Genomic DNA, 25,893 nt, shown 5'->3' with positions numbered 1-25,893 from the left:
CGGTATTTTAGGTTTAATAATTGCATCGTTTATATATTTTTTAATAGTTCCAGTTTACATGAAGTGGTTTATCCATCCATGGGTATTTTATGATGGAGAATGAGAAAGGAGATTTGTGTATCAGCAGGTCATAAGCCCTTTTTTCTACAGTTAATTCCCAACGGTCTTCCTGCTCATAGAGTAACCCGTCTCGTACCAGCCAGTTCCCTCTGAACCCGTTAACCGAAGTTTCGCCTATACTTGTCCAATAGCCTATGGCTGCTTTTAGTAAACCTGTAATCGTAGCTTTATCACTATCCGATACAGTAATACCATCGGATACAGGTTCATCGAGTGTCAAACCGCATAAAATTTTGTTAAGTGGCAGGAAGTGTTCTTCGGTATGAGTAAGTCCTGTAGTTAAGTATTGTATATAATGTACGGCTTCATCCTGTTTTGTATTATTAATAAACCTTTTGTTTTCTGTTAGCTTTAAGCGTTCAAAAAGCATCGGTATAAAGCTGTTAAGGAGTACTACTCCTGCGTTTTTTACAGGTATCATTTCTTTCACGGTATCGTTTAATTTTTTTTCTGATTCGGGTAGTTTGTTTGTGGCAGTTTTTGTTATGGTATGCGTTTTTGCTTCACTTTTTTTGGTATAGCTTTCATTATATTGTTGCTGTACTTGCCTGAACGATACGCGAAGGGCAGGGGGTAACCACGACAGATTTGTACTTACTTGCTGTATAAATATATGAGGGGCTATACCCAGCTTTATATTGCACTCCCATAGCAGTTCGTTCCAGAGGTTACCGGGTGAAATAATTTTCCAGTTACCGCTTGCCCATACTTTTATTAACTTCCTGAAAAGCAATTCCTGCAAAGCTTTTACAGATGTGCCTGTAAATGTTACATTCACCATCCCGTAATAGAGTTGCTGTAACATAGTCAGGTTATTTTTGTTACTATTATTTAAATAGGATATTGATTTTATAAGTACTCTAAAATCTACTGTTTCACTCAGCCATTGCAGTTGTGTTTCAGGTATAAGTTCCCGCTTTATTACCGAAATAAAAACATGAGGATGTTGTACTATCAATTCGTTCAATAGTGTTTTTACCTCCTTAGTTTTCGCAGTACCCAACGCTACAGGTAATTGTTTGTGTATGATAATACTATAAGCAAGGTCGTATAACAACCCTTTTCGTTTGTATTTCAGGAGTATACCATTAACTTTTATAGAACTGCTTTTTGTAAGTAGAACGGGAATAGTAATATGGTGCGATAAAAGCTGTTTTGTACTTGCCGATACTGAGATTTCTCCTGTATTGATTTTGATGGCAATACGCTCTTTTATATCAGTCATTTCTACCGAAAGCAGCGTAAGAGTATCAGTAACTAATTTTTCCAGTTCACTTTTTGAAAGGCTGTTATCAGTAATAAATTTTCGGGATACTGTCCAGTACAACCGGGTTATTTTTTCAGATAATGTCCCGTTTACTATCGATGTAAACAGTTGGTATAACGATATTATGGTTTCTAATGTTTCTTGTGCTTTGCCGGTCTTGTCCTGTAAAATAAAATGATTAAAATGTATAAAATCGGTTGTTTGTATCAGTAAGTCAATACTTTTTTTTGAGATTACTGTGCTTGATATTGCTTTTCTTACATCAGATGGAAACCATTGTATTGCCAGCTCAAGCAGTTCTTCAAAATAGTATTGCCTATTTTCATGTTTTATTGTTGTTGTTCCTAATCGTAACCCTTCTTCAATCAGTTGAATGAGTATGCCTTGCGATATAATTGTACCATCTTTCAAAACCAATCCTTTTTCACCTGTTTTAGATGAAAATTGGCGTGATGTGAGTCTTGGTATTGTACCCTTATATGGATAACGTATAGCTATAGTTTGCTTGAAGTTATTAATGAAAGCGGTTGTATTACTTCTATGTGATTTATAGTCGAGCAAACATTTCCAGTACAACACTCTAAGCTCTTCTTTGAGTCTGTTTTCCGATTTGTTTTTTACATACCCTGATAATAAAATTGTATATTCTTTTACCAGTTTGTTGAGCAAAGATGAACCTCCTTGTAATAGATAATTAATTACTTTTTCGCCTTCTCTATTTCCTGATTTTCTTAGCTTCGCAATATCATTATTACTAAAGTTATCAGTCAGTATTTTACTTACCGCTGTTTTTTGGTTAGTAGCCATGTTTATTAATTCCAATACCTGCTCCAAAGGCGACTCCGTCACCGTAATTATATGCTTTGCTGTCAGGGTTTGTAACGTACTTTCGGTTATTATCCGCTCTCTGTACAAGCGTTGTACTAATCCGATGAACCCAAGATGCTGATTTTGTGGCAACACATTATAAAAACGTTTTAATAACGTGGTTATAAATGCAACAGGGTTAAATGCTTTTTGGGTTATGAGTAACTCTAATCCTATGGCAGGTAAATGGGTTGCTGCTACTTCCTCTAATAGTGTATATTTTTTGTCTTTAGCTATTATGGTTGCCATCCGTTGTACAGAGGTAATACCATCGGCTGCTTTTTTGTTCGTGCTTTGCACTAACTTTACCATTGTATTATTGTTCAGTAATTGAGGTATCCATCCCAATAGTTGTTCCTGTTTTGGATAGGTCTGTAATACCTCAAGCATTTTTTCCGGTTGGACGTTGATGCTCTCTATTAACGCTTTTTTCAATGAAATAAAACGGGCTTTATCAATGGCACTAACAGAATGCAGGTTGCTCATCAGCGCTCCGATTTCTTCTAATTCCTGACTTTGTATAAGGTATTGCGTTACTTCTTTTTCCGAAAGCGATTCGAGTATATGCCTGTAAGTTTGTAAGGTGTATATATTTCGTTCGGATGTAAATGTTTTAGCTCTTACAAACTGTAAAAGCAGGATACTTATATCTGTTTGTGTTTTTTTACTTACTTCGATAAGTACAGCATTTAAAAACTCTTTTTTACCGATTGTTTTATTTTTATGCTTTGTGAGTATTTGTAGCCCAATCACGGCTATTTCTTCCGGGCTTATGGGTATGTTTAACTCATTGCAAAACTGTTTAATCAGGTTCAGGGTGTGGGTTAACGTTGTTGCATCTGCTGCGTCGGTATATAAACCCAATACGGTTTCAAGCGCAGTTGCATTCAGGTATTTATTTGTCAACTGCCATTTTATACCTTTTTCAGAAGCTTTAGTTATTATCTGTTTCAGTCGTTGTTTATCCTCTCTTTCCAGTTTTATCAATAAATCATTAAAGGCTCTCCATTCTTCCTCTGATTTTATAACATCGAGGTTTCTTAAGTTTTTTTCAAGAACAGTCCAGTAATCTGTATCGGGTTTATACAATATAACTTTAGTTTGTTTTTTTACGGTACGCTCTTCCTTAAGCATAGTAAGTATCAGTAAAAAACTTGTTTTTATACCGTGATTTTTACCTACCGTTTCTACGGCTTCCATAATCAAATTGAGCAGCACCTCATAGCTTATGTTATAGTGCGATGCCATTTGCATGATACTGCTTTTGGCAAAAGCCAGCCTGTTAAAAACACTTCCGTTTTCCGTAAGCAGATAATTTAATATCCAAAGCCATACGTGTTTTTTAAAATCGCGGGTATCTGCCTGTACAATTATTTCTTTCTGCTGAATTTTATTAAGCTCGCCCGAAAAGTCAATAATTTCTTTATGGTAACTGGGTTCCAGCCCTTCTATTATCGTTACTATATTTTGGTCATTAAGCTGCCATGCCATCCTTTTTCTAATGTTCTCGTGGGTAACTCCCAGCTCTCTCAGTTGCTTTATAGTTTCATACCTATTGTTTTGTAACTGGTTTGCCACTATTTGGTTAATAGAACCATCCTCCGCTTTATGTGTCCAGGGAAGAAAACCATGTTGTAAAAATGTAGCTATGAGTTGCAGGTAAGACATATTTTCGTTGTATATATCCAGCTTGGTACTGCTGTTTGCAGGATATAATATCATGTCGCTTAATAGCTCCTGTAGTTTTATTTGCAACTGTAAAGCCATTTCGGCTTCCATATTGTCAAAGTTTATAGTGCCTAAATCTACTTCCAGTACCGGTATTCTCCATGTTTGTTCACCGGGGCACATTTTGTCAAAAACCTCTGTAATAGTACCGGGCATAAAGTTTTGACTCCATGCGCTAAGACGTTCCTGCACTTCAAATCCTTTATTCTTATTGTCAAAAGAAGTATGCCACTTAAACCGCGATATCAGATGATTTTTATTCATAACTATCAGATTTAAGTTCGTTCACTAATTTTAAAAGCGACTTGGCTGTTTCATGTGCTTCTATTATCGGTTTTTGACTATACCTCAGGCTGTTATGCCAGTAGGAAAATAGAGGAATAATTTTTTCTAATAAATCCGAACTAACTGTTAAGTATTCATAGCCGACATGCAGCGAAATTGAATTTTGCAGGAACAGTGTTAATCGATTATTAAAATCATTCGTCGTAAATTCAGGGATAAAATCAGGAAATAACAGCAATACGCTGTTGGGGTTAAACTTGCTGTTGAGTATATTTTCTGATTCATTCGTTATATCATTATCATAAAGGCTTTTTATAAGCAGCGGCAATTCGATAAAAATAAAGCCGCACCGTTGTGTAATCATCCAAAAGGCAATCCTGCTGAACACGTTATTTGCAATAGTATGAATGGAACTTGCGATAAAGTTTTTATATAAAATTTTCAACCCAAAAAGCAGGCTTATTTTTAGCTCTATACCGGAATAGTTGATAAAATCCTGGTAGGTAAGTTTTTCGGAAGCATCAATTTTTTCCGAATTGAATATAAAATCATTTACATACCCTCCCAAAATCAGATATTCAAAGTTTTTAGGAACTTCGTTCGGAATCTCTAACAAAATTTTATCGGCTTCCTGATAGTTATATCCTTTTTGCCGATTGTATGAAAGTAAATCGAGGTTTTGCAGGTACAGGCTTTTAAAAATTACCTGATCTTTAAGATAGTTGCCCGAATATACAGTACTGTCTATAATTGTTGTTATTATTTCGGGCGATTCGCCATGACGAGCCAGTAAATGATCTAATATACTGTTCCTGCGCACTAAGTTATCCTCTTCATCCTCCATCAGTTGCATCAATCCCCACGAATAAGCATTATAAGGGTCATGTTTATAGGCTTGCCAACTGCTCTCTTCTTTTTCTTTCGGGCGTTCCGGTTCGATACCAAAGTTAAATACCCCATTATCTTTTAATAATGCTCTTATATTCGGTACATCATACAGCGTTTGATAAAAGTAGGTTGCCGAAAAACTCAGGTAGGGCACAGGATATTCAGGATGCATTTTTTGAAAAGCATCCTGCACGGCATAATATTCTTCCCGCTGCGAAGGAATGCCCGTGATAGTATTTTTAAATGAAAACAGGTTGCCCACATTTGCCAGTTGCGAAAACTGGTTTGCCAATACTTGATCGAATAAAGTAAGATATCCCTTTAACTGTCTGGATTGCGCGATTTGTGCCTGTGGGGTGTTATAGTGTACTGCATTTTCTCCAACAGCATATATTTCGGGAAATGTATTTTGTATGGAATAGTAGGTGTTAATATCTCTGTACCTGCCTTTAGGAACTGTGGTTTGCACCTGTTGTCCTGCACCCGGCAGGATATTTTTATCGGGTATAGGTAGTTTATAGTCTTGACTTTCAGGAGTAAGCAATGATAATTCTTTTCCTTTATAATATAGCTTGAGGTTTCCGCTATTTAACGATTCAGTCAGGTTGATATTCAAAATTTCAGAACTTGTACTGCTTGCCTGAGAGCGCACACCGTCTTTATCATCAAAACTTGTAATAAATGCAGATGACACACTTATACATTCTGTAATAATGGTACTTATGGCAATAGTAGTAAGTACATTTGTTTTACTGCCTAATGCTGAGGTGGGTATCCATCCCGTTTTTAATAAAGGACCATTAAAAATATCGTTAATAGCTATACCTTTGGCATCCAGTTGTGTATATCCTTCGGTTGTGACATCCGGAAAAATTGCCTGGCGAATATGATTTTGAATATTTTTTACTATGGTGCTTAAACCTTTACTGCTGTTTAAATTTATATATCCTGAAATGGTATAAGCCTTCGGCTTTAAAACTTGAGGCTTTAAAAATAACTCACCAATGTTTCGGCTCTTGTTGAGGTAATAAAAAGCTTCCGTACACCGCTCATTAACAGTAGTATGATTTCCTGAAACACTTTCATTAAATTGTAAATATACTTGATACGAGTTTAGTTTATAGGGAGTATCGGCAACAGGAATAATAACCGCATTAGTAACATGCTCTATCCCGTCAATTAAGTACTTTATATAGTCGTTTGGGGTTACAGGCGCAGTAGTCAGTATTTCTTCGGGAGTAAAAAACTGATTCTCCAACATCAGCTTTCCGTTAGGGCGGGTTAAAATATCTTCTACAGGAAAATCATTACAATACCCCAACTCTGTAAGGGCATAACACACCTGCTCCAGTATAGTAATACCCGGGTCGCTCTCGTTAAGGTTAGTCCATTGTGTGCCCGCATACCGCTGTATGTAAGCCAATCCTAAATCTTTCAGGGCTTTAAAGTTCCTGTCGGTCGGCAGCGGATAATCTACTATGTAATTAAGTTTGCTCATGATGCCGAGTTAATTAGAATTTGATGTTTCATGCACGAAACTAACAGCGTTATTGCATTTACCGGAGTAACCGATGTAACAGGGTCTGTATTTACCGGATATTTCCCGTAAGCCCATGTAACAAATGATATGTTGTTGGCTGTTACTACACCGTCAACACTACATATACAGCGCGCAATTTCAATATCAGTTATGCCTGTATCTATTGTTATTTGCGGTTGGCTGCTGCTAATCCATGGCGATATAAATAAGTCAATAGCAGTAGTAATTGCTTTTTGTACCCCCAAAGAATCATACCCTTCGCTAACAATAACAGAGGCATTTACCTTTACATACTGAAAGCTGAAATTATACACCTCACACATTGAAAAGGCAGCTGCACGCGCATTCAGATAATCGGCTATTTTTTCTTTCTGGCAACTGTTTATTTGCGGTAAAAAAGCATGAGCATCTGTTGGGCTGTCATAGGCCTTTACTACATAAACAGCCAGTTTTTTACTGTCAGTATCATATACAGGCTTGCTGTAAAAAATAAAAGGATATTGCTCTTGTATAGTCCTGAAATAATCCTCATTGCTAATAACTCTGTCCTTTGTTTTTATACGGTTGCTTACCCGAATGTTCATGGCTCTGCGATTTTCGGCTGCTTTACCCCCAAAAGAGGGGAATGGTTGTACAACAGTTGCAATTTCAGGTATCGCAGTTTGTGGTTGCGTTATGGCATTTGCGGCAAGCTGCGGAACTTGGTTACTCTCTTTCCAGGTCGTCATGTCAGCGCGCGACACACAAAACCCGTTTGCAGCCATAAGTATCGTTTGTGCATACTGCGACGGGTTGTTTACCCCAATGGCAATGTAGTAGCTTCCGGATGGCATCAATGGGCTGTCCTTACTTATATCCTGCGGAATATTCACGGTTATTATACCCGTACAGCTAAAATTGTTAGTGCTATCGGCAAGCAAGGGCAGTGTTTTCCAATCCGATGCACTCAGGTAATAATAATTGATTGGTTCAGTATCGGGTTCGCCATCATAACTGCCCGATAATTCAAAATAGATGCTAAGCGTATTTAGTGGCAGTACATTATCCATTTTTATATACAGATAGCCTTTATCGGTATAGGCAGGATAGAGCGCAATACCCGAGCCGTTGTTATTTAAAAGGTCATACACTTTATAATTACTGAAAGGACTGTATATAAAGCATTGCAATGCAGCTTGTGGAGTAGTATCAGTAAATACATAAGTTTCAGAGGCGGTGTAATAGGCTGTTAGACTATCTAATTTTGGAGTATAAGGAATATTAGCCGATGGTTCGATAGGCTTTTTTGATGTTCCAAATAAACTTTCAGCATTATGAATTAGTATTTTGGCATTTTTTAAAGCAATATCCGAAACTACCTTTGGGTACAATTCAGCCCCAAACCCGCACTCAGGACTATTTAATACCATTTTTATAAATCCCCATCGGCTTATATCGGTATATTTAAGCGGCACTAACTGTATAGCGGGGTTACCTGTTTCTGTATCATTGGTTGCGATATAACCAAAAAAACTCTTATTTGTAAGTGTCCCCTCTACGGTAGTATCATCTGTGCTGAATAATATAAGTTCATCATCAGGTTGTGAGGCATCCGAATCAATAGGATAAGGAGCAGGGGTAATAGTGTTACTATCATTTACGGTTATATCTTGTATTTTAACCATACTTATACTGCTCCAATTACTATTTTGTAACAATTGAAAATTTACCGTGAAACAATAATTAGTATAGGAAAAAATAGTATCATCATTTGCATTATCATTACTCCCTCCGCCTGTTATTCGTTTCCATAAGCCTACTTTTTTCTTTATTTTTTCTTTATAATCCTCAAAATAGGTATTGTATGCTGCATAATAATCTGCAAAATTACCAGGGAGTTTATCCCAGTCCAGTTCAAAATACAGCGAGTTAAACGGTTTACTCAGTATTTCGCTGTTACCAATAATAAAGCTGCTGTTGCATGCAGGCGCAGGACCAAAAAGCGGGTAAGGATTTTTGGTACTGAGCGCACCATAATCGTTATAAAGCTGAAAGGTTTTTATACCCGATACCGCTACATTTATACCCAACGAGTTTAAAACAGGGGGTGTGGCGGGCGACGAAACAGCATTAAAAACTATTTTAACAAGCGGCCACTCGGCAGTAATGCCGTCAGGGTTGGTTGCAAAACCTTCTATGGCAGGCACTGTAGCTGCCAGCGTAATTATTACTTGTTGGCTTTCGCCGAAAGGCTGAAAATTAGGGAGTACAATAAGTTTTGTAACATCCAGCCAGTCTTTTTGGGTACTTAAATAGTAGGAGGCATTTTTTAATTGTCTAAGGTCGGTTGTCGAGGTGAAATTAAATGATAATGTTATGGTTCTGCTACCCTCCGTTAGTAATAGCATGGGCGAGGCAAAGGCAATGCCGAAATTACCCTCAACAGCCGTTTCAGTACTGCCACCTCCAAATGTTTGCCATGACTGTATTTTTCCTGTTTGGTCTTTTTTAATGGTCGATGGTTCAGGTATATCCTCAATATAAGGGGTATAAAACCCTAAACCATTTTGGGCTATACTCAGTGTAAAAGCATCTGTAATTATTGCGGGGTTTAACGACACATTCTGGGTAGCCGCAAAAAGTATAGGTTGTTTTTGCGCATCCAGCCCCGCATTAAATAAAGTCCCTTCGGCAAGTGCATACACATCTTTTTTACTTAATGTAGCATATACAAATGCACTGTCAGGCTGCACACCCTGCCGGGTTTGTTTTAAAATATCGTCATAATAAAACCGAAGGTGTTTTTGACTTATGTCGTTTAGCTGTCTTTGGTGGATTTTCAGTAAATCTACAAAAGAGCGTAATAATACCGTATCAGGATAACCGCTTACTTCGGCTTTTATTTTCTCAAATTCAACATCAGCATGATGAATTACGGTATGAAAAAAGCGAAATAATACATCACCTGCATTGGTAATGGCACTCAATATTTCAGGACGCGTATTTTCGGTTATGGGATGTTTTAAATGAAGAAGCTCCCAATACGGAATTTTGTCTTTGTTTTTTCGCCATACTTGTTCCTGATAATCCGATAAAGTATGAAACCGAGATGGATTTACAGGGGTAATACCCTCTATGGATGAATATAAGTAGAGGTTTTGACGTAATGAGTTAAGTGCCCAAAAGTAGGGACTTATGTTTATGGTTGACTCACGAATAATATAATTTTTGAGAGCATATTCTTCATCAGACGACTGCATAAAACCAATCCATTGCTTGATGTACATAAACACATCATTAAGCTGGTCAAAAAGCTGATTAAAAAGACTGCCCGCCATAGGGTTTGCTATCAGGCTTTTTAGATTTTTAACAGTATTGATGTACAGCGTATGCAACCGCTTAAAAGGAGTACCGGCTATGGTTGCCGTTAAAAATAAAGGGTCTTTTAGCAAAAATGGGCGCCAGTTACCATACAGTTGATTATCCTTAGTATAAAAATTGACCAGTGAGGCAAACCCCGATAAAAAGCTGAGCCAGTCCTTCTCCGTTCTTCCGTCTATAAGACGAGGGGAGGGAACAAGCGCTTCCTGTTGGGCTGTAATAGCACTATATTGATCAATTATTGGCATACATTACTTGTTAATATTAGTTCCTTCTTTTACATAAAAAGGATATACATAATTATGTCGCGTATTGGTTTGGTTGTATATATAGTCAATATATATTTCTACCAGTCCGTTTTGCATATCGGTATAGGTTGCTGTAACACTTTGTACCGAAATTCGGGGTTCCTGCTCCAGCAATGCTGTTTTTACAGCATCCTCAAGTTGCCCTTTAAGTGTGGCATTCATCTGCCTGAAAAAATATTGTTGCATCCCCGAGCCAAAATCGGGCAGCATAGTGCGCTCTCCCATCTTGGTTTGCAAAATGATGTTTATGGCATCGTTTACATTATCCTCATACCAGCTTTGTTCCAGCCGATGATTTCCCGCCGAAAATGCTACAGGGAAGGCCCAGCCTACACCTAAAAAATGGTTCTCTATTTCGTTATTTTGTTTATCCACCTATCATTACTGTAAAATCGCCTAAAACTATTTCTCCGCCATGCGCAGTCATATCGCCCATTCTTGCTGCGGGCATACCGCCTATCATTACCGTCATCGATCCTTTTACAATACTATCTGGCGGACCTACACAAACCAGCATATCGCCTACGCGCGCTGCCGGTAGTTTACCAATAAGTACAGTAGGTTCGCCCGGTCCTATTACAGGACCACCCACATGGGGTATGGGCACGGGGGCGGGTGTTACCATAGGGCATTCGTGAAAATCGGTCAATCGTGCTGCTGGTGGCATAAACTTCTTTTTTTAATTAATCATTACCATTGCCCCTTTCAGGGTAAGCTGCATTCCTGCGGTAACCTTTGCAGTCATACTGCCTTCGGCAGAATATTCCATATCGGCAGTCTCTTTAATGTTCATACCGCTAATGGCTACATCCCCACCCGAGGACTGGGCTTTTATACCTTGTGTGCCTTTTATATTTACACTCTCGGTGGCTTCTATACTAATGCTCTTAGGACTTTTTATACTAATACCGCTTGAGGAAAGTACAATGCTGTTATCGTTTTCATCCTTCATGGTAATTTGTTTGTCCTTATCGCTGAGTATTACACTATTTTTATTCGGAGTATTTACGGTTAATATTTTATTCTCATCATCAAATTCTATTGAAATCCCCGATTTGGAAACAATGGCTTTTATGGAGTTTTTTTCATTAGGGTTTAACCCCTCATAAGGTTTTATTTTGGTACTGCTGTACATACTGCCCAAGATGATAGGGTAGCGGGGGTCTTCGTTCAGGAAGCCCAATACTACTTCGTCGCCCACTTCGGGCAGGAAAAATGCCCCTGCACCACTGGTTGAATAAAAATTGGAAAGCCTTGCCCATATCCCTTCGCCGTTTGGGTCAAACAGGGGTACGTCAACCAAAATTCTGTATTGTGAGTCAGGGTCTTCATACATTTTTTTTACCGTTCCTATAGATAATCCTCTTACTCCCGGTAAAACCCCCGATGCCGGTGGTGCTACCACGTCAGGCTCTTCGGTAAACCAGCCGAATGGTAACCCAATGTTTACCTTAGTAATCCAGTTACCGTCGGAAATATCATGTATAACACCTGACATTATATGATCGCCATTAAACCTGTCACCCAATCCTGCCAGTGTAATATATTGCCCGGGATTTGGTGTACTTGTTCCCTGAAATTTGGCTTCGCCCTGTATTTTAGAAAATTCACTTTTTACCAGTTGTGCCTTGCTCCAATTTGTGAGGTCGGGACTCTCTAACGGAGCAGTTGTTTGCAATTGATATTCTGATAATCCTACTACGCCCGATAGTTCTTTTGTTGATAAATTTCCTGCTCCGGCATAACTGTTTTTAGCCTCTCCGTTAATTATTGCTTGGGTTTTGTAGTCCCAAGCATTAGCCTTTGCATTCTCCAGTTGGTATATCGATTGCAGGTTAGCATTAAACTCCATCAATCCATCGCCGTATTTAACTGTTAGTACCGAGCTTGTGTTGGCATCAGGTTTAAATACCGAAACTTTATTATCAAAAGCGGTAACAACCATTCCGTTATTTTCGGCAAGAGCCATAATATAGTCCCAATCGGTGGCATAATACTGTACCTGTTCGGGCCAAGTGGTTGGGGTACTCGATACATCAGACGATATTCCTGAATATTTGCCTATTATAGATGAAATAACATCGCTGTCTTTTTGTTTTGCGAAAGAGAGGCTTTTTCTGCCTACAATCATTTTTATGGCTTCGTCCCTGCATTCTACCTCCAGCGCCGAGCCTACCAGTGCATCTACACGTATGGTTTGCCCTGTTATTATGCCTTTAAATATAGCTGTGTTTTTAGTGTCGTACCCGGCTTCTATAACTATAGGATTTCCGGGTACAAAGGTTGATGATGAGCTGGTTTGGAAAGTTTCATCATCCGCATCACCGTCAAGTATTACCAATTTTGCATAAGCAATACGATTTATTCTTTTTTCCACATATACTGATAACACCCTGATTGTGTCAGGGATGTCGCTATTTTTCACTTTTATGTTAAAAGTAGCGGTATCTCCGGTTTGTGCAGTGTTATTTGCCATTATGAGGGTTGTATTATGGGTGGAAAAATTAATTTTTGTATGCCTGACAGGTTCCTGAATTTATTTAGCCCATTATATTCAGCCACTTGTATATAATATTTTTCATCGTCCCATATTTGATCACAAAGCTGTGGCAATGTCATACCTTCTTCTACAGTTACCAAATGGGTTACGTCAGGCGATTGCTGATTGTCGTTTTTTTGTACTGTTTGCGGGGCAATGTATTGGCTGAAGCTTAAAGATACTTTTGCCCTTAGCGGACTGCCGTCAGGTCGGAAAAGGGTATAGGAGATATCAAATGAAATGAGTACTCCTTTAAAAATAAAGCTTTTTCCCCATTGTATTTTTACAAAGTTGGGGCGGTGTATTTTACCATTGTAGGTAAATATTATATTTTCGAGTGTTGCTATTTCGTTGCTTACATCTGTTCGTTTAGGGTCGATGATACCCGTTCCGTCGATAACAATTTCAAAATTGAGCTTATCGCTGGGAGTGCTTTTATATTTTTGCGATGCAGAGCTGGTATTTGGTGCTTGCTGATCGTTATATTCAATGTTTTTTTGCCATTTTATGTTGTCAGGGTTTATCATGCAGGTATAGGGCTGCCCCGAGAATGCATCACTAAAATTCTCGTCGGTATATCCTGTTATCTGCATTAATTCTAAACTTGCACTCATACGTTTTTTGGCTTATCGTTTGTTGTTTTTCTCTCTCATTTGCTCGGCTACAATTCTCCGGCATTCTTCAAGCATCTGTTTTTTTAATGCCTGTAAATCTTTTTCCTTCAGTATTGCCTGCGGGTAATGCTTTCCGCTGGTTATTTCTGTTTTTATAATAAGCTCTCTTATTTCTATTGGCATAGTTTTTAATCAAATAAATTACCGAACATAGTATCCGGCGACACGGCAAAATAGGTGTAGGCAAGCTCTATAGACTCTATTACCAGCGAGTTTTCCTGCGACTTTAGGTCGGATACGGAATATTTAACAGGGTAGGCATTATAAAAAGTCCACTTTACACAAAGGCTGCCGTCAGCACTAAGCAGATTTACCGATACATCATGTGTGGTAATCGGGTTTGCCAAGCCTTCGTCTATACAACTGGCACACCAATCGACCAATTCGCTGCCATCGGGTACAAGAGCTCTTTTTAATACTAAATTTTGGCTTGTAGATACGGTGGGGAGTCGGTATTTAAACCGATTTTCCCCGCCACATACTACTTCTTCCATACTTAACTCTTTGCTAATACCTGATACTTCCTGAAAAGCGGCATCTTCGCCTTTGAAGGAAAGTTCAAAATAAAAGCCTACAGGATAAGTGTTATTTGCCATTGGTTATTACAAGTTGTTCATGAGCTATTTCGAGCGTATCGATAGCTACTTCATTTCCGTCTGATTTCAGGTCGGTACTGGTAATTTTTGTAGGCCACGCATTGTTTAGTTGCCACTGCATAGTAACATCACCATTTTCATCGAGCAGTTTTATAAGTACTGTTCTTCTTTTAATGGTGTTCATTGTTATTTCTGCATGCCAGTTCCAAAAAGTGTTGTCGTTTACAAACACACCTCTTTTCATAGTTACATTTCCGTATTTTGCAATACCCGGCATTTTTTCGGTAGAAAATAACGGGCTGTTACTTTTTCGGTACTCTATAATTTGATTTTCTACGTCCATACCGGATACTTCCTGAAAAGCTACTCCTGTTAATTCGGTTCCAAGATCTACTTCGAACCTAAACTTGGGCATGGGCCACGTTGCGCCTTCTACGCTTCCGTCATCTGTTGCCATAATTTTTATTTTTTAAAGTTGGTTTTACTAATTAATTTATTTAAAATTCCTGATTAGCTTGATGTAGCCATTTGTTGTTGGAATGTAAGGATTATAAATTCAGCAGGTCGCACTACAGCTACTTTTACAGTAACTTTCATAAAACCGTTAAGAATATCGTCAGAAGTCATCGTGCTGCCTAAACCGCAATCTACAGAAAAAGCATCTGAAGCCGAGGCTCCCTGTAACCCACCTTCTTTCCATATAGTGGTAAGGAAACTGCCTATCATTGCTTTAACAGCCTCCCATGTATTTTTAACGTTGGGCTGGAACACATAAGCCTGGGCAGCGAGTTTACAGGACTGTTCAAGGAATATCATGGTTCTTCGTACTGAAATATAACGCCAGTCCTGACTGTTACCGTCCAGCGTACGCGCACCCCATATCAGGATACCTATACCGTTAAAGTAGCGTATGGCATTGATTGATTTTCCTGATATAGCATCCACGTTCAAATCGGCTTGCTGGCTTTCAGAAAGTCGTATTGGTAATGATGATGCTCCTACTATAGAGGTGTTTGCAGGGGCTTCCCATACACCATCCTGATTATCAATAACCGTCATAACACCTGCCATACCTGCACTTGGCGGCAGTATATTAGCATCAAACAGTATGTGTTTCATGATCTGGCTGTAGGTTTTACTGGCATTAATAAGCGAGTTGTTGTACTGGCTTACCGTGAGGGGTGCCCCCGGAGGGTTCTCTATATTGCTTAATATAGTGGCTGCGGTAGGGTTGGGGTTATCGGGCGGATTTAAAATGGGATCCAGTTGTTTTACATCGCCGCCAAATAAATTAGTATAATCGATATCCTGACCTTGCATTATGGTAGTGCCTATAAAAGGATAGTATGCCGCACCATAATTTAAACCCTGTGCACCGGTATTATCTCTAAAGGTAGAAATATCATTGGTGTACATAATAGGGTCGGGGTTACGACCACCAATAACATCAAAAATTGCTACTGCTGTTTGCATTTCAGAGGCTTGTAACAGCATTTCCTGCATTAATGTACCGTTATCGGCTACAGCCAGCAGGGTTGCCTCCGGACAGATGTACATAGTAGGTTCTTGTTCATTTTGCAGTAATGCAAGACCATTTTTAAGATCGTTAAGCAACACATTAGGGTTTACAATTTGTGCTCCAGGGGTAATGGGGTTTCCTGATGGTGCGCCATAAGTACCTACTGATACAATATAGGCATCGGCTCCGCCATTTTGATAAAATAGCTGGATGCTGTTGTACAGGTAGTAAATGGTGTTTGGGTCGGGCAAAATGGCGTAGTACTTACCATCAATCATCATGTAGTCCTGATTGGTGGGTTTACTTTTTTGTTCTATCAGATAATACTGTGGGCTGTACTGCTTGGCAGGATCTGCCGGAGGGGCAGGATCGGGATAACAATAGATGGACTGGAACTCTGCAAATGATGTGATTTTTTGCGGAACATTTGTGTATGATTTTCCTTCATACATTGCTTGCGGCGTATAGCCGATAAAAGCAGGGACGGCAGTAGCTACCGGGACTACTGAGTTGCCAAAAGCATTTATCTCATTGATATAAACGCCTGGTGATTTAATGTTTGATTCGAGCATATTACATTCGTTTTATTTTGTTGGATTTATATATACACATACATTGGTGATGCTAATTGATTTATATCTTTTAGATTATCGAGATTGCGAGGGTCGGGGTTGGGCAGTCCTTTATATACTACTTTTACAGACGGTTTTGTACCTATATTGCTTTTGCTTACCAAGTCAAATTTATACAATGGCTTTTCGTGCAAAGCTATTGGTGATGATGAGGTAAACAGTAGTGCTTTTTCTCCATTGTTTATGGTAACATCCTGCGGGTTGTTGAATGTTATGGTTGTTTTTCCTTTTATCTCGAGGTTATTTTCAGGTTTTGTGTTCCTGTTTATTATATAGTATTGCCATTGTGTTGCTCTTGCTTTGTAGCGTATAGAATAGGGAGCGGGTTTGCTGTTGTTTATTAATGCTATAATATCGTCAAAATACAGGGTTACTTTTCCTAAAAGAGTTGTATTTCCTTCTTGTAAAGTAGGTGTGAGTTGTATTGTATCTTTTTCTGCAATGGTTACTGTTTGTTTACTACTGTATAAAAATTGCCCTTTCCAGTTTGGGGCAATATCAGTATAGGTGTAAAACAGTTGGCTATCGGTTACAATATCAAATTCAAAACTGTTTTGCCCTGTAGCTTTGGTAATGCTGTTTAAATAGCTAGGCAGGGAAGCAGTAGTATTGGCATACCACTCGAACCCATTATCTACTTTACGGTTTAAAAAACCATACCGTTTTACCAGTTGTTGGGTAGCGGTAGCAGGTATAAATTGCAAAATTTTGCATGCCCCGTCGCTAAAGTAGGAGTGCCATACTTGTATAGTGAAAATAGATTGAAAGTTGCTGTTTATCATGGCGCAACGGTATTTGAGGTTTGCGATACTCCTGTATTGAATGTTATAGTTTCATTACCTTGAATTGTAATAAGTCGCATTTTATATACTACCGATGGTTGATATTTTGCTCCCATAGCCGTCCATAAACTGTGCATTTGATGGTAGGCAATTTTTTCGATGTCAAATTCTACTTTTGTAAGTCCTGCCGGTATATTTGAAAAATTGCGTGCATCGAGGCATGGGTTTATCTGGAAGAACAGTATTACGGCATCCAAAAACTTCAGTGTTTCATCATAATCATCAAAATTGGAGCTTATCAGTACAAACAGGTTGTATCTTTCTGAAAGGCTTATATCTGCGTAGTTACCGTTAGTTAAAGGTACAGTTCGGTTTCTGAATGGTCGGGAAGTTTCTTGCTCTATATTTATGAGCGATACTACTACTTTATTTTGATTGGATTGGGGTAGTTCACCATTGTTTTCTATCAAATTATTAAGCACTACTTTATCTTCCTCCAGTTGCATACTGTTTTTCAGGAACTGGTTTAGCGATTGACTACTGAATTTTAGTGCTGTGCTAATCATGTTGTTATTATTGTTTACACAAAATCAATGGTTTAGGGTAAAAGTACCTAACATTATTGTATGAACAGAGAAATGGGCATGTACAATTCGTATTCATGATTTTTATATTTTATGGGTATAGCATAGACAAATCATAGACAGGTGAAAAAGGAACAAAAAAAACTCCGAAGTTGCCTTCGGAGTAACAAATAGTGAGGGTTATATAAGGGTTAGTTATATACAGTTTAGCAAACGGAACGCAGATAATACCTGAGGTCTTCTTCTTTGCGTAATGCCATTTTTAGTTTAAGCCTATAGGTATGGGTGCGCACGCTTTCCTGGTTTATACCCAACAGGTTTTTAATATCGTCATTCGTCATATTCATTTTCAGGTAGCAACAATATTTTAAATCGGTAGGTGTAAGTGCAGGGTGTTTATCGGTTAGTCTTTGCAGGAAATCCTGATGTATTTGTTCAAAATAAAACTTAAAATCTTTCCACAGGTTTTGGTCGCTGGATGTTGCTTTGATGTAGTTGACTATCGACATTAACTCTTTCCGCACGGGGTCATTAACATTAGGATAGAGTGCTTTTATTTTTGAGCGTACTTTGGAGAGTATTTCTCTTTTTTTATCAAGCTCCATTACATATCGGCTTAACTCTCCGGAACTTTTTGCCGGTATAAGCGACGGAAATCTTTCGGCTTCGCTTTTAGAGTATGTTTTCGATTTCAGTAAGAATATTGAGTTGATACGGTTAAAGATATAATTTTCTTTATGTATCATTTCGAAAGGATATACAAACACGATTGCTTTGCTGTCCCAGTGCAATATATTGGATTGCGATTTTGGGTCGAGGCATACTATAGGTATTTCATTCTTTTTTACCTTATCGTTTATTTCGTTTAATGCTGTTTGGTTGTCGGCAAAATTTATGATTGTTAAGTCGGGATTTGAATCTTTGAGTACATGAAGTAAATCGACAAGCCGACTCACCGAGATAATATGGATATCGCAGTGCGGAAATTTCTGAATGCTGCTAAGCATTATAATTAGGTTAGCGGCGCTATCAGAACCAATAACAACTGTTTTTTCAGTACTCATTATTTTTAGTTGGATGTGATATTCTAAAAAATGTGCTTTATAGGTAGCCAACAAAACATCATTTTATATCTGCAATTTATTAAATATACATTACCTGTATATACGTACAATTACCTGTTTTTCAATGTTAAGGAAAATTATTTTTTGCTACCGGTTGTTTTTAATCGAAGTGTATTTATATTGTAAATAGTATAGGGCTGCTATTTTTTGGATAATGAAAAGCAAGAGGTTTATTAGCTATCAGTTAACAAGGGATACTATGAAATTTTAGGGTAGCTTACTATATTCAAATTTTATATATTAAGGTTTACAGGGTAATTTTTGCAGCATAGGGTTGTGAAAAAATAGAGCCTTAATCAACAAGGTTTTCCAGATTTACAAAATCATTTTGAATGGCATATATAATTAAGCCTACCATGTTTTTGCATTCTGTTTTTCGCAACAGGTTATTACGGTGTCCTTCTACTGTTCTTGCGCTCAGGCATAATTCGTTAGCAATTTCCTGTCCGCTGTATTGTTTGCATATCAGTTTTAATACTTGTATTTCTCTTTTGGTAAGCTGTTCGTCATCAAAACGGCTTTTTACTGTTTTTTTTCGTGGAGATATCAGGTATTCCTGTATTACTTTCATCACATAGTCGTTATAATAATATCCTATGTTTTGTACCTCGTTTATGGTAGTAAGTAATTCCTTGGGTGTGGTGTTTTTCATTACATACGATACTGCTCCCACATCTATCATATTAGCTATAAACGACTTTGTGTTGTAGCTCGTTAGAGCTACTATTTTAATATCAGGGTGTGTATTACGAATAATTTTAGTCGCTTCCACACCATTAATGTTAGGCATTTTAAGATCCATTACTATAATATCAGGAGCAGGATACTCTTTCAGTTTGTCAATCAGGTCTTGCCCGTCTGATGCTTCAAAAATAATTTCTATATTTTTTTCGCGTTGCAGCATAAACGAAATTCCCTTTCGAAATAAAACTTCGTCATCTGCCAGTGCTATTTTTACAACATTATTCATAAGCTACTAAAATTAAAGGTAATTTGAGTTCCTTTATTTATAACAGAATCGATAGTGATTTCACCTTTCAGGAAAAAGATTCTACTTTCAATATTTTTCATTCCGAGTCCTTTTTTACTCTTTATCTCTTTAGTATCAAATCCTTTTCCGTTGTCAGTATATATACACGTTATAACGTTATCCTTTTCTTTAAACAGAATTGTAATTTCAGATGCGCTTCCGTGTCGCACGGAATTATTGATCAGTTCTTGTATAATCCTGAATATATGTAACTGCTTCTCCGGGATTATTTCCGTAAAAGAAACATTATTTTCATAATTTACGATAGTAATTTTACTGCTGTTATACTCAAAGCACAGTTCCTCTATGCCGGCATTAAGCCCAAATTTTTCGAGTACCGGAGGTAACAGGTCATGTGCAATTTTGCGCGAACTTTCTAATGCTTTAGCAACCAGTTTAACAATATTATCAGTTATTTCGGCAACTTCCTTTTCACTTAAATCAGGAGTGGTAAGCAAGTGGCTGTTTAACGACACTACATTTAGTTTAGAGCTTATGTCATCATGCAAATCTCTTGCTATGCGTTGTCGCTCCTCTTCCTGTACCAAAAGAGTGGCGTGTAAAAGCTCTTTCTGATACTCGAGTTCCAAATCTTTTTTTTCCAGTTCCTTCTGTATAATTTTTTTTTTGGAAAAGTAAAAAAACAACAGCAGGACAACGCCCATAAAGAGCATTAGGAAAATAACGTAAATAATTATTATCCCTGTTTCGTTATTTTGGGGTAAAACGTTATTTTCCATTCCCATAAAATTAATAATTGGTAAACAATAAACAAAAAAGCATTTAATTTCCAGATATACATATTAATTTTATCGTTAAAAGACACTATTGAGGTTGCTGAAGCAAATATTACAGCGCTGCTTAACATATATAGGAATATACCCACAGTAGTATAATAATAAGGTAATTTTTTGGAAAGCATCTCATAAAGATATAGTACGGCATACAGTATTAAAACGGTAGCGGTTACCAAAAACCCCAAAGAGTTAAATTCATAATACAGTTCCGGGTATATACTATACTGAATAATAAGCCCAATAATAATAGTGACTGATATGATGCTGACTAACTGACTTATATGCTTCTTTAATGTCCTGAATAAGTAATAAAAAAACAGGCTTAAAAATATAAACCGGGATAAAAGATAATAATTTGACAAAAAGTGGTTATTATACCCTTTATGGGCATAAAACTCCATGATAGCCTGTATAATAGCAATGGCTACAAGGTAGCATACAAAAACTTTATAGGCTTTACCATTTTTGGCAAAGCCTGTAAAATATACAATAATGTTTATACATAGGATGCTATAGCCGATATATGACAAAACCCTAAGTATATCCATATGATAAATAACTTTATTAGTTTAGCGGACTGCTGGTATCACATGACGGAGGGCAGGGTCTTGTAAAATCATAAATATACCCGCTGTGTACAACTCTTTCCGGTGTCATGTCAACATAAGTATCTGTTGCAGCATTATATTTTGTACCTACTATCATTAGCTTCTCCTCATCATGCTCATCTACACCAAGATAGGCTCTCACGGCATCTACCCCTTCTGAAAGCAGTTCTGTAAGATCTTCTTTAGGGATTAAGAAAGCATGAACCTCGTGATGTGAGTTGTAAGTACCTTCTTCTTTTCTCCATTTTTTTGCCCAAGCCTGTGCAGTTTCAAGGCTGATAATGTTTTTTTTGTCTTTCATAAAATATTGATTTAGTAATTAAATTCAGATTGGTTGCTCCTACAAACGTAGTGAATTATTCCTTAATTTTTAAGACTTTTTTGTGTAATAATGGTGTAATTATTAAGATAATATTAACAATTTTGTTTATTGCTAAAATTACATTTTGTAAATCAATAACTTATCAAAAATTCTCAAAAATCAGGCAAATATACCTGAAAGAAAAAGAGGTATATATACGGTAGATTATTTTATACAAGATAAATAATTTTGTAATCATTATTAGTGACTTGGTATATATATATAAGTAAGTTTTTTCCATTACTTGCTTATGTATTGACTGTACAAAAATTTGAATAAAGACTACTACAGCAATCTTTTTCTATTTTTAAGAGCTATTCAAATTAAACAGTCAAAAAAATGTTTGATTTGGGGGAATCAAATGCAGGAGTGTAATTTTAAAATTACACTCCTTATTTTTTTACAAACGGTTTAGTTGTAATTTAAATATTGAATTATTATTTATATTTAAGTTAAAAAAAAGTATAATATATGTGAAAAAACAGGTAAAAATACCTGATTTTAGTTCAATGCACTTATTTAACTTAGCAAAAATAAATTATAACGTTATAGTCGATTATCCATCCAACTAAAAAACTAATCATTAAAAAAACTAATTAATTATGGAAGAATACTTAGGAACAATACAAACATTCGGGTTTGATTTTGCGCCACGAGGTTGGGCGCTTTGCAATGGTCAATTATTAGCAATATCAAACAATACCGCTTTATTCTCCTTGTTGGGTACAACATTTGGCGGAGACGGAAGAACCACTTTTGGGTTGCCTGATTTAAGAGGTCGCTCTATGGTACATATAGGTAACGGACCGGGGTTAAATACAGTATTTTGGGGGGAGAGTGATGGTGTTAATCAAGTTAGCTTAAATATAAGCAATATGCCATCGCACATTCACTCCTTGATAGACGGACTTGCAAATGTTAGTACGCATACTACTATTCAAACCGCATCTAATGGAAGTACCAATGAGCCCGATACAGGAAATAATGTATTTGGTTCAGGAGGAGCTTTTCCTAATATCTATAGTGAGCCACCACTATCTCAGGATTCTATAGGTGGTATATCCTCTGTTACACAGATAAGCGGAAACACTTCACCAACAGGAGGAAATATTCCCCTCAATATACAAAACCCATATATAGGTATATATATGTGTATTGCTATAGAAGGTATATACCCTTCAAGAGGTTAGTACTTTTTTTAATTATACCTGTCAGGGTATATATACATGTAAGCAAAAAAATATAATACAATTACAAAAAGACATACATAAACTTTAAAAACAACTAATAATTATGGAAGATTTTTTAGGAACTATAAAAGCATTCGGCTTTAATTTTGCACCCCGTGGATGGGCAAAATGTGATGGGCAATTACTTTCAATAGCTGCCAACACAGCATTATTTTCATTACTCGGAACAACATATGGAGGCGATGGAATCACAACATTTGCATTACCCGATTTAAGAGGTCGCTCAATGCTGCATGTAGGACAAGGTCCCGGGCTAAGCGATATTCGATGGGGACAAAGAGGAGGAGCCGAAGACGCTTATATGACAATACTTAATTTGCCTTCACACAGTCACTCACTGGTAGATACGCTTGTTAATGTACGTACCAATACAGTTATTAACACGGCAAGTAACGGAGGAACTAATGAGCCTGATACAGGTAATAATTTTTTTGGTTCAGGAGGAGCATTTCCTAACATATATAGCGAACCGCCTGTAAGTCAGGATAATGTAGGAGGAGTAACTTCGGTAAGTCACATTAGTGGTATGACCACTAATACAGGAGGAAACTTACCTATAGAAATAAGAAATCCTTATTTGGGCGTATGCATCTGTATCGCAATGATAGGCATATTTCCATCAAGAGGATAGCAAAAAATTAAGTTAAAACTTATACAGCGAGAGGGAAATTTTTATTTTCCTCTCCTTTTTATTTAAAAAAAATAATATGATTTCTGATACCAAAATAGGAATATTATATCTTCAGTCAGCCCATTACAAAACAATGTCCCGCGATTTCATCAGAGGCATAAAAATGAATGATTTGCCGGTTCAGTATTTTATGGAGAGTATAGGTACAGGTGCTAATGACAGGCTTATTATAGACAAAATTCAAAAATTACATCATCAGGACGAAGTTACTTTTATAATCGCTTTTTTAGGACATCATAACATAAAAGCAATATATGAATATGCTGCTGAAAATGAGATAATTTTAATAGCATCCGATTTAGGAGCAACAATGCCCTATGGAATTGGTAAGCACGAGGGAGTATATATTAACTCCTACGGACTAAATGAATCTTCCTATCTGTTAGGAGAATATTTTGCAAAAAATGACATAAAAAATATTTTTAGCTCATCATCCTACTACGATGCAGGTTATGGTATGCTTGCCGCAATGGATATAGCAATACAAAAAAACAAATTAAATTTTTCAGGACACTATATTTCACCATTTCATCCTCGTGAAACAGAAGCAGCCTATATGAATGAAGCTATGAGTGGTAAAAATATAGATGCTGTTTTCGGATTTTACAGCGGTTTATATGCCGAAGAACACTCAGATTTTATTGCTCAAACAAACCTACTTAACGAATTAACGTATTATTTGACACCGTTTTCTGTCAAAAAAAATGTGTATTATAACAAATTAAATCCTATTTTTGTTATAGGATCATGGTTGGAAAATAGCGATTATGATCTAAATAGCTTATTTATAGAGCAATACAAAAAAGAATATAATAACGCCCCAAGTATATTCTCTTTATTAGGATACGAAAATTCAATTGTTTTAAAAACAATTCTTGAAAATGAAGATTCTGATAGCTCCTATAAATCCTTACTTGCCAAAATGAAAACGTTGACTGCTGAGGGGCCAAGAGGAACTATTTGTTTTGAAAACAATACTAACAGAACAGTATTTAATCACTACCTATATAAAATAGTTGCCAATGATGAAAATAATTTTTCGTATCAAAGAGTGGAAACCCTTAAAAATGACGGGGGCTTTATTCAAGCCATATTATTTCATGAATCCCCATCCCAACCCGGAGGATGGCAAAATGCTTATTTATGTCACTAATCTAAAACAATTATTATGAAAAACAGATTACTCTATTTTATGCTTTTTCTGTTTGGGCTGTTAGTCCATCAGAGTACAAAAGCACAAACCCTCCAGCCCGGCGATATAGCCTTTATAGGCTATATTACCGATGATCCTGACGGCTTTACGTTTATAGCCTTAAAGGATTTACCTGCAGGAGAAACGATTTTTTTTACAGAAGAAGGATGGGACGGAACAGGATGGAATAACCCATTTGAGCCTCACCTTTCTTGGGTTATACCTGCCGGAACTACTATAGGTACTATTGTATCTGTAATGGAAACATCTGCTAATACATTTACTGTAACAGGATCTACCAATGGTGTAACATACCTTAACCCAACAGGTGATGCAACTAACTTTAACCTATTTGCGGGAGATCAGATATTAGCCTATCAGTCCCTTACAGGAGTCAGACCCGCAATCCCTACTTTTATTTCGGGAGTACATGGCGATTATAACGATACCAGGTATGATGCCACAACTACTTGGAATAATGTGATGCCGGTAAATGGCACTTCAGAAAGTTTACTGCCACCTGGGTTAACCAATGGGGTAAACTGTATATCACTTTTCCCCGCTCCGGGACCGGAGCTGGACAATAGTAAATATACAGGAACACTTACAGGTACAGCTTCAGCCGTAAGAGCAGCAATAAATAACCCTGCTAACTGGAGTGGCACTGATGATCCGGGTACTATCGATATTACATCAACAACATATGCTGTACCGAACATAACACCGGATGCGCCTGCGTGTACTATGACAGCCTCTATTACATCGCAAACCAATATAGCTTGTAACGGAGGAGCAACCGGCTCTTTAACCGTTGCTCCTACAAATGGTACAGCTCCATATACCTATTTATGGGATGACGGTGCTGCCCAAACAACGGCTACTGCTACAGGACTTAGTGCCGGAACGTATGAAGTAACCATAACTGATGCCAACGGATGTACAGCAACAGCCAGCGCAACTATAACCCAACCCACAGCATTAAACCTTACACCGGCATCCCAAACCAACATCGCCTGTAACGGCGGTTCCACCGGAGCAGCCACAGTAAACACCGCCACCGGAGGAGCCGGAGGCTATACCTACAACTGGACACCGGGCAACCCAACAGGCGACGGTACCACATCCGTATCAGGACTTAGTGCAGGCACATG

General features: G+C 37.5%; 22 protein-coding genes. 4 read left to right on the top strand and 18 right to left on the bottom strand.

What is annotated here, in order from left to right:
• Positions 1-40 precede the first annotated feature (40 nt).
• The 18 genes from E0W68_RS10905 to E0W68_RS10825 form a co-directional block, all read right to left on the bottom strand.
• Positions 41-4,246, bottom strand: a complete 4,206-nt coding sequence (locus tag E0W68_RS10905; protein WP_135219466.1) for a contractile injection system tape measure protein — start codon at positions 4,244-4,246, stop codon at positions 41-43.
• Positions 4,239-6,653, bottom strand: a complete 2,415-nt coding sequence (locus tag E0W68_RS10900; RefSeq protein WP_135219465.1) for a hypothetical protein — start codon at positions 6,651-6,653, stop codon at positions 4,239-4,241. The genes E0W68_RS10905 and E0W68_RS10900 overlap by 8 nt, the downstream gene beginning before the upstream one ends.
• On the bottom strand, positions 6,650-10,303 hold the full coding sequence (locus E0W68_RS10895) for a hypothetical protein (protein WP_135219464.1): 3,654 nt from the start codon (positions 10,301-10,303) through the stop codon (positions 6,650-6,652). Before E0W68_RS10895 ends, E0W68_RS10900 begins: the two co-directional genes overlap by 4 nt.
• Before the next feature lie 3 nt (positions 10,304-10,306).
• On the bottom strand, positions 10,307-10,738 hold the full coding sequence (locus E0W68_RS10890; RefSeq protein ID WP_135219463.1) for a GPW/gp25 family protein: 432 nt from the start codon (positions 10,736-10,738) through the stop codon (positions 10,307-10,309).
• On the bottom strand, positions 10,731-11,030 hold the full coding sequence (locus E0W68_RS10885; protein WP_135219462.1) for a PAAR domain-containing protein: 300 nt from the start codon (positions 11,028-11,030) through the stop codon (positions 10,731-10,733). The genes E0W68_RS10890 and E0W68_RS10885 overlap by 8 nt, the downstream gene beginning before the upstream one ends.
• Before the next feature lie 12 nt (positions 11,031-11,042).
• On the bottom strand, positions 11,043-12,839 hold the full coding sequence (vgrG, locus tag E0W68_RS10880) for a type VI secretion system tip protein VgrG (RefSeq protein ID WP_135219461.1): 1,797 nt from the start codon (positions 12,837-12,839) through the stop codon (positions 11,043-11,045).
• Entirely contained in the window at positions 12,839-13,516 is a 678-nt protein-coding gene (locus tag E0W68_RS10875; protein WP_135219460.1) for a CIS tube protein, read from the bottom strand. Before E0W68_RS10875 ends, vgrG begins: the two co-directional genes overlap by 1 nt.
• A gap of 12 nt (positions 13,517-13,528) precedes the next feature.
• A complete protein-coding gene (locus E0W68_RS13860; protein ID WP_162845830.1) occupies positions 13,529-13,699 on the bottom strand; it encodes a DUF5908 family protein in 171 nt (56 codons plus the stop codon).
• Between the two features lie 5 nt (positions 13,700-13,704).
• Positions 13,705-14,172, bottom strand: coding sequence for a phage tail protein (locus E0W68_RS10870; RefSeq protein ID WP_135219459.1), 468 nt, complete (start codon positions 14,170-14,172; stop codon positions 13,705-13,707).
• Complete coding sequence (locus E0W68_RS10865; protein ID WP_135219458.1) at positions 14,162-14,629, bottom strand: phage tail protein; 468 nt, start codon at positions 14,627-14,629, stop codon at positions 14,162-14,164. Before E0W68_RS10865 ends, E0W68_RS10870 begins: the two co-directional genes overlap by 11 nt.
• 53 nt (positions 14,630-14,682) lie before the next feature.
• Complete coding sequence (locus E0W68_RS10860; protein WP_135219457.1) at positions 14,683-16,263, bottom strand: phage tail sheath family protein; 1,581 nt, start codon at positions 16,261-16,263, stop codon at positions 14,683-14,685.
• A 26-nt stretch (positions 16,264-16,289) separates the two neighbouring features.
• Complete coding sequence (locus E0W68_RS10855) at positions 16,290-17,105, bottom strand: hypothetical protein (protein ID WP_135219456.1); 816 nt, start codon at positions 17,103-17,105, stop codon at positions 16,290-16,292.
• A complete protein-coding gene (locus E0W68_RS10850) occupies positions 17,102-17,671 on the bottom strand; it encodes a DUF4255 domain-containing protein (protein WP_135219455.1) in 570 nt (189 codons plus the stop codon). The genes E0W68_RS10855 and E0W68_RS10850 overlap by 4 nt, the downstream gene beginning before the upstream one ends.
• Before the next feature lie 224 nt (positions 17,672-17,895).
• Complete coding sequence (locus E0W68_RS10845) at positions 17,896-18,753, bottom strand: helix-turn-helix transcriptional regulator (RefSeq protein WP_135219454.1); 858 nt, start codon at positions 18,751-18,753, stop codon at positions 17,896-17,898.
• Positions 18,754-19,105: 352 nt separating this feature from the next.
• Complete coding sequence (locus tag E0W68_RS10840) at positions 19,106-19,783, bottom strand: response regulator transcription factor (protein WP_135219453.1); 678 nt, start codon at positions 19,781-19,783, stop codon at positions 19,106-19,108.
• Positions 19,780-20,583 carry a sensor histidine kinase gene (locus tag E0W68_RS10835; protein ID WP_135219452.1) on the bottom strand — a complete coding sequence of 268 codons (804 nt, stop codon included), beginning with the start codon at positions 20,581-20,583 and terminating at the stop codon, positions 19,780-19,782. Before E0W68_RS10835 ends, E0W68_RS10840 begins: the two co-directional genes overlap by 4 nt.
• Positions 20,541-21,188, bottom strand: coding sequence for a hypothetical protein (locus E0W68_RS10830; RefSeq protein ID WP_135219451.1), 648 nt, complete (start codon positions 21,186-21,188; stop codon positions 20,541-20,543). Before E0W68_RS10830 ends, E0W68_RS10835 begins: the two co-directional genes overlap by 43 nt.
• A 16-nt stretch (positions 21,189-21,204) precedes the next feature.
• Positions 21,205-21,549, bottom strand: coding sequence for a hypothetical protein (locus E0W68_RS10825; protein WP_135219450.1), 345 nt, complete (start codon positions 21,547-21,549; stop codon positions 21,205-21,207).
• A 662-nt stretch (positions 21,550-22,211) separates the two neighbouring features.
• On the opposite strand from E0W68_RS10825, the gene E0W68_RS10820 reads away from it, so the two are divergent.
• The 4 genes from E0W68_RS10820 to E0W68_RS10805 all read left to right on the top strand — a co-directional run.
• Positions 22,212-22,799 carry a phage tail protein gene (locus tag E0W68_RS10820; protein ID WP_135219449.1) on the top strand — a complete coding sequence of 196 codons (588 nt, stop codon included), beginning with the start codon at positions 22,212-22,214 and terminating at the stop codon, positions 22,797-22,799.
• Positions 22,800-22,902: 103 nt separating this feature from the next.
• On the top strand, positions 22,903-23,490 hold the full coding sequence (locus E0W68_RS10815) for a phage tail protein (RefSeq protein ID WP_135219448.1): 588 nt from the start codon (positions 22,903-22,905) through the stop codon (positions 23,488-23,490).
• A 76-nt stretch (positions 23,491-23,566) separates the two neighbouring features.
• Positions 23,567-24,703 (top strand): ABC transporter substrate-binding protein, encoded by a 1,137-nt coding sequence (locus E0W68_RS10810; RefSeq protein WP_135219447.1) that lies wholly within the window; start codon positions 23,567-23,569, stop codon positions 24,701-24,703.
• Between the two features lie 15 nt (positions 24,704-24,718).
• A partial coding sequence (locus E0W68_RS10805) for a SprB repeat-containing protein (RefSeq protein WP_192824566.1) occupies positions 24,719-25,893 on the top strand: 1,175 nt, incomplete at its 3' end.

The organism is Flavobacterium salilacus subsp. salilacus, from assembly GCF_004634195.1.
Lineage (GTDB): Bacteria > Bacteroidota > Bacteroidia > Flavobacteriales > Flavobacteriaceae > Flavobacterium > Flavobacterium salilacus.
The sequence above is the reverse complement of the archived record's forward strand: the minus strand, read 5'-3'. Positions and strand labels throughout refer to the sequence as shown.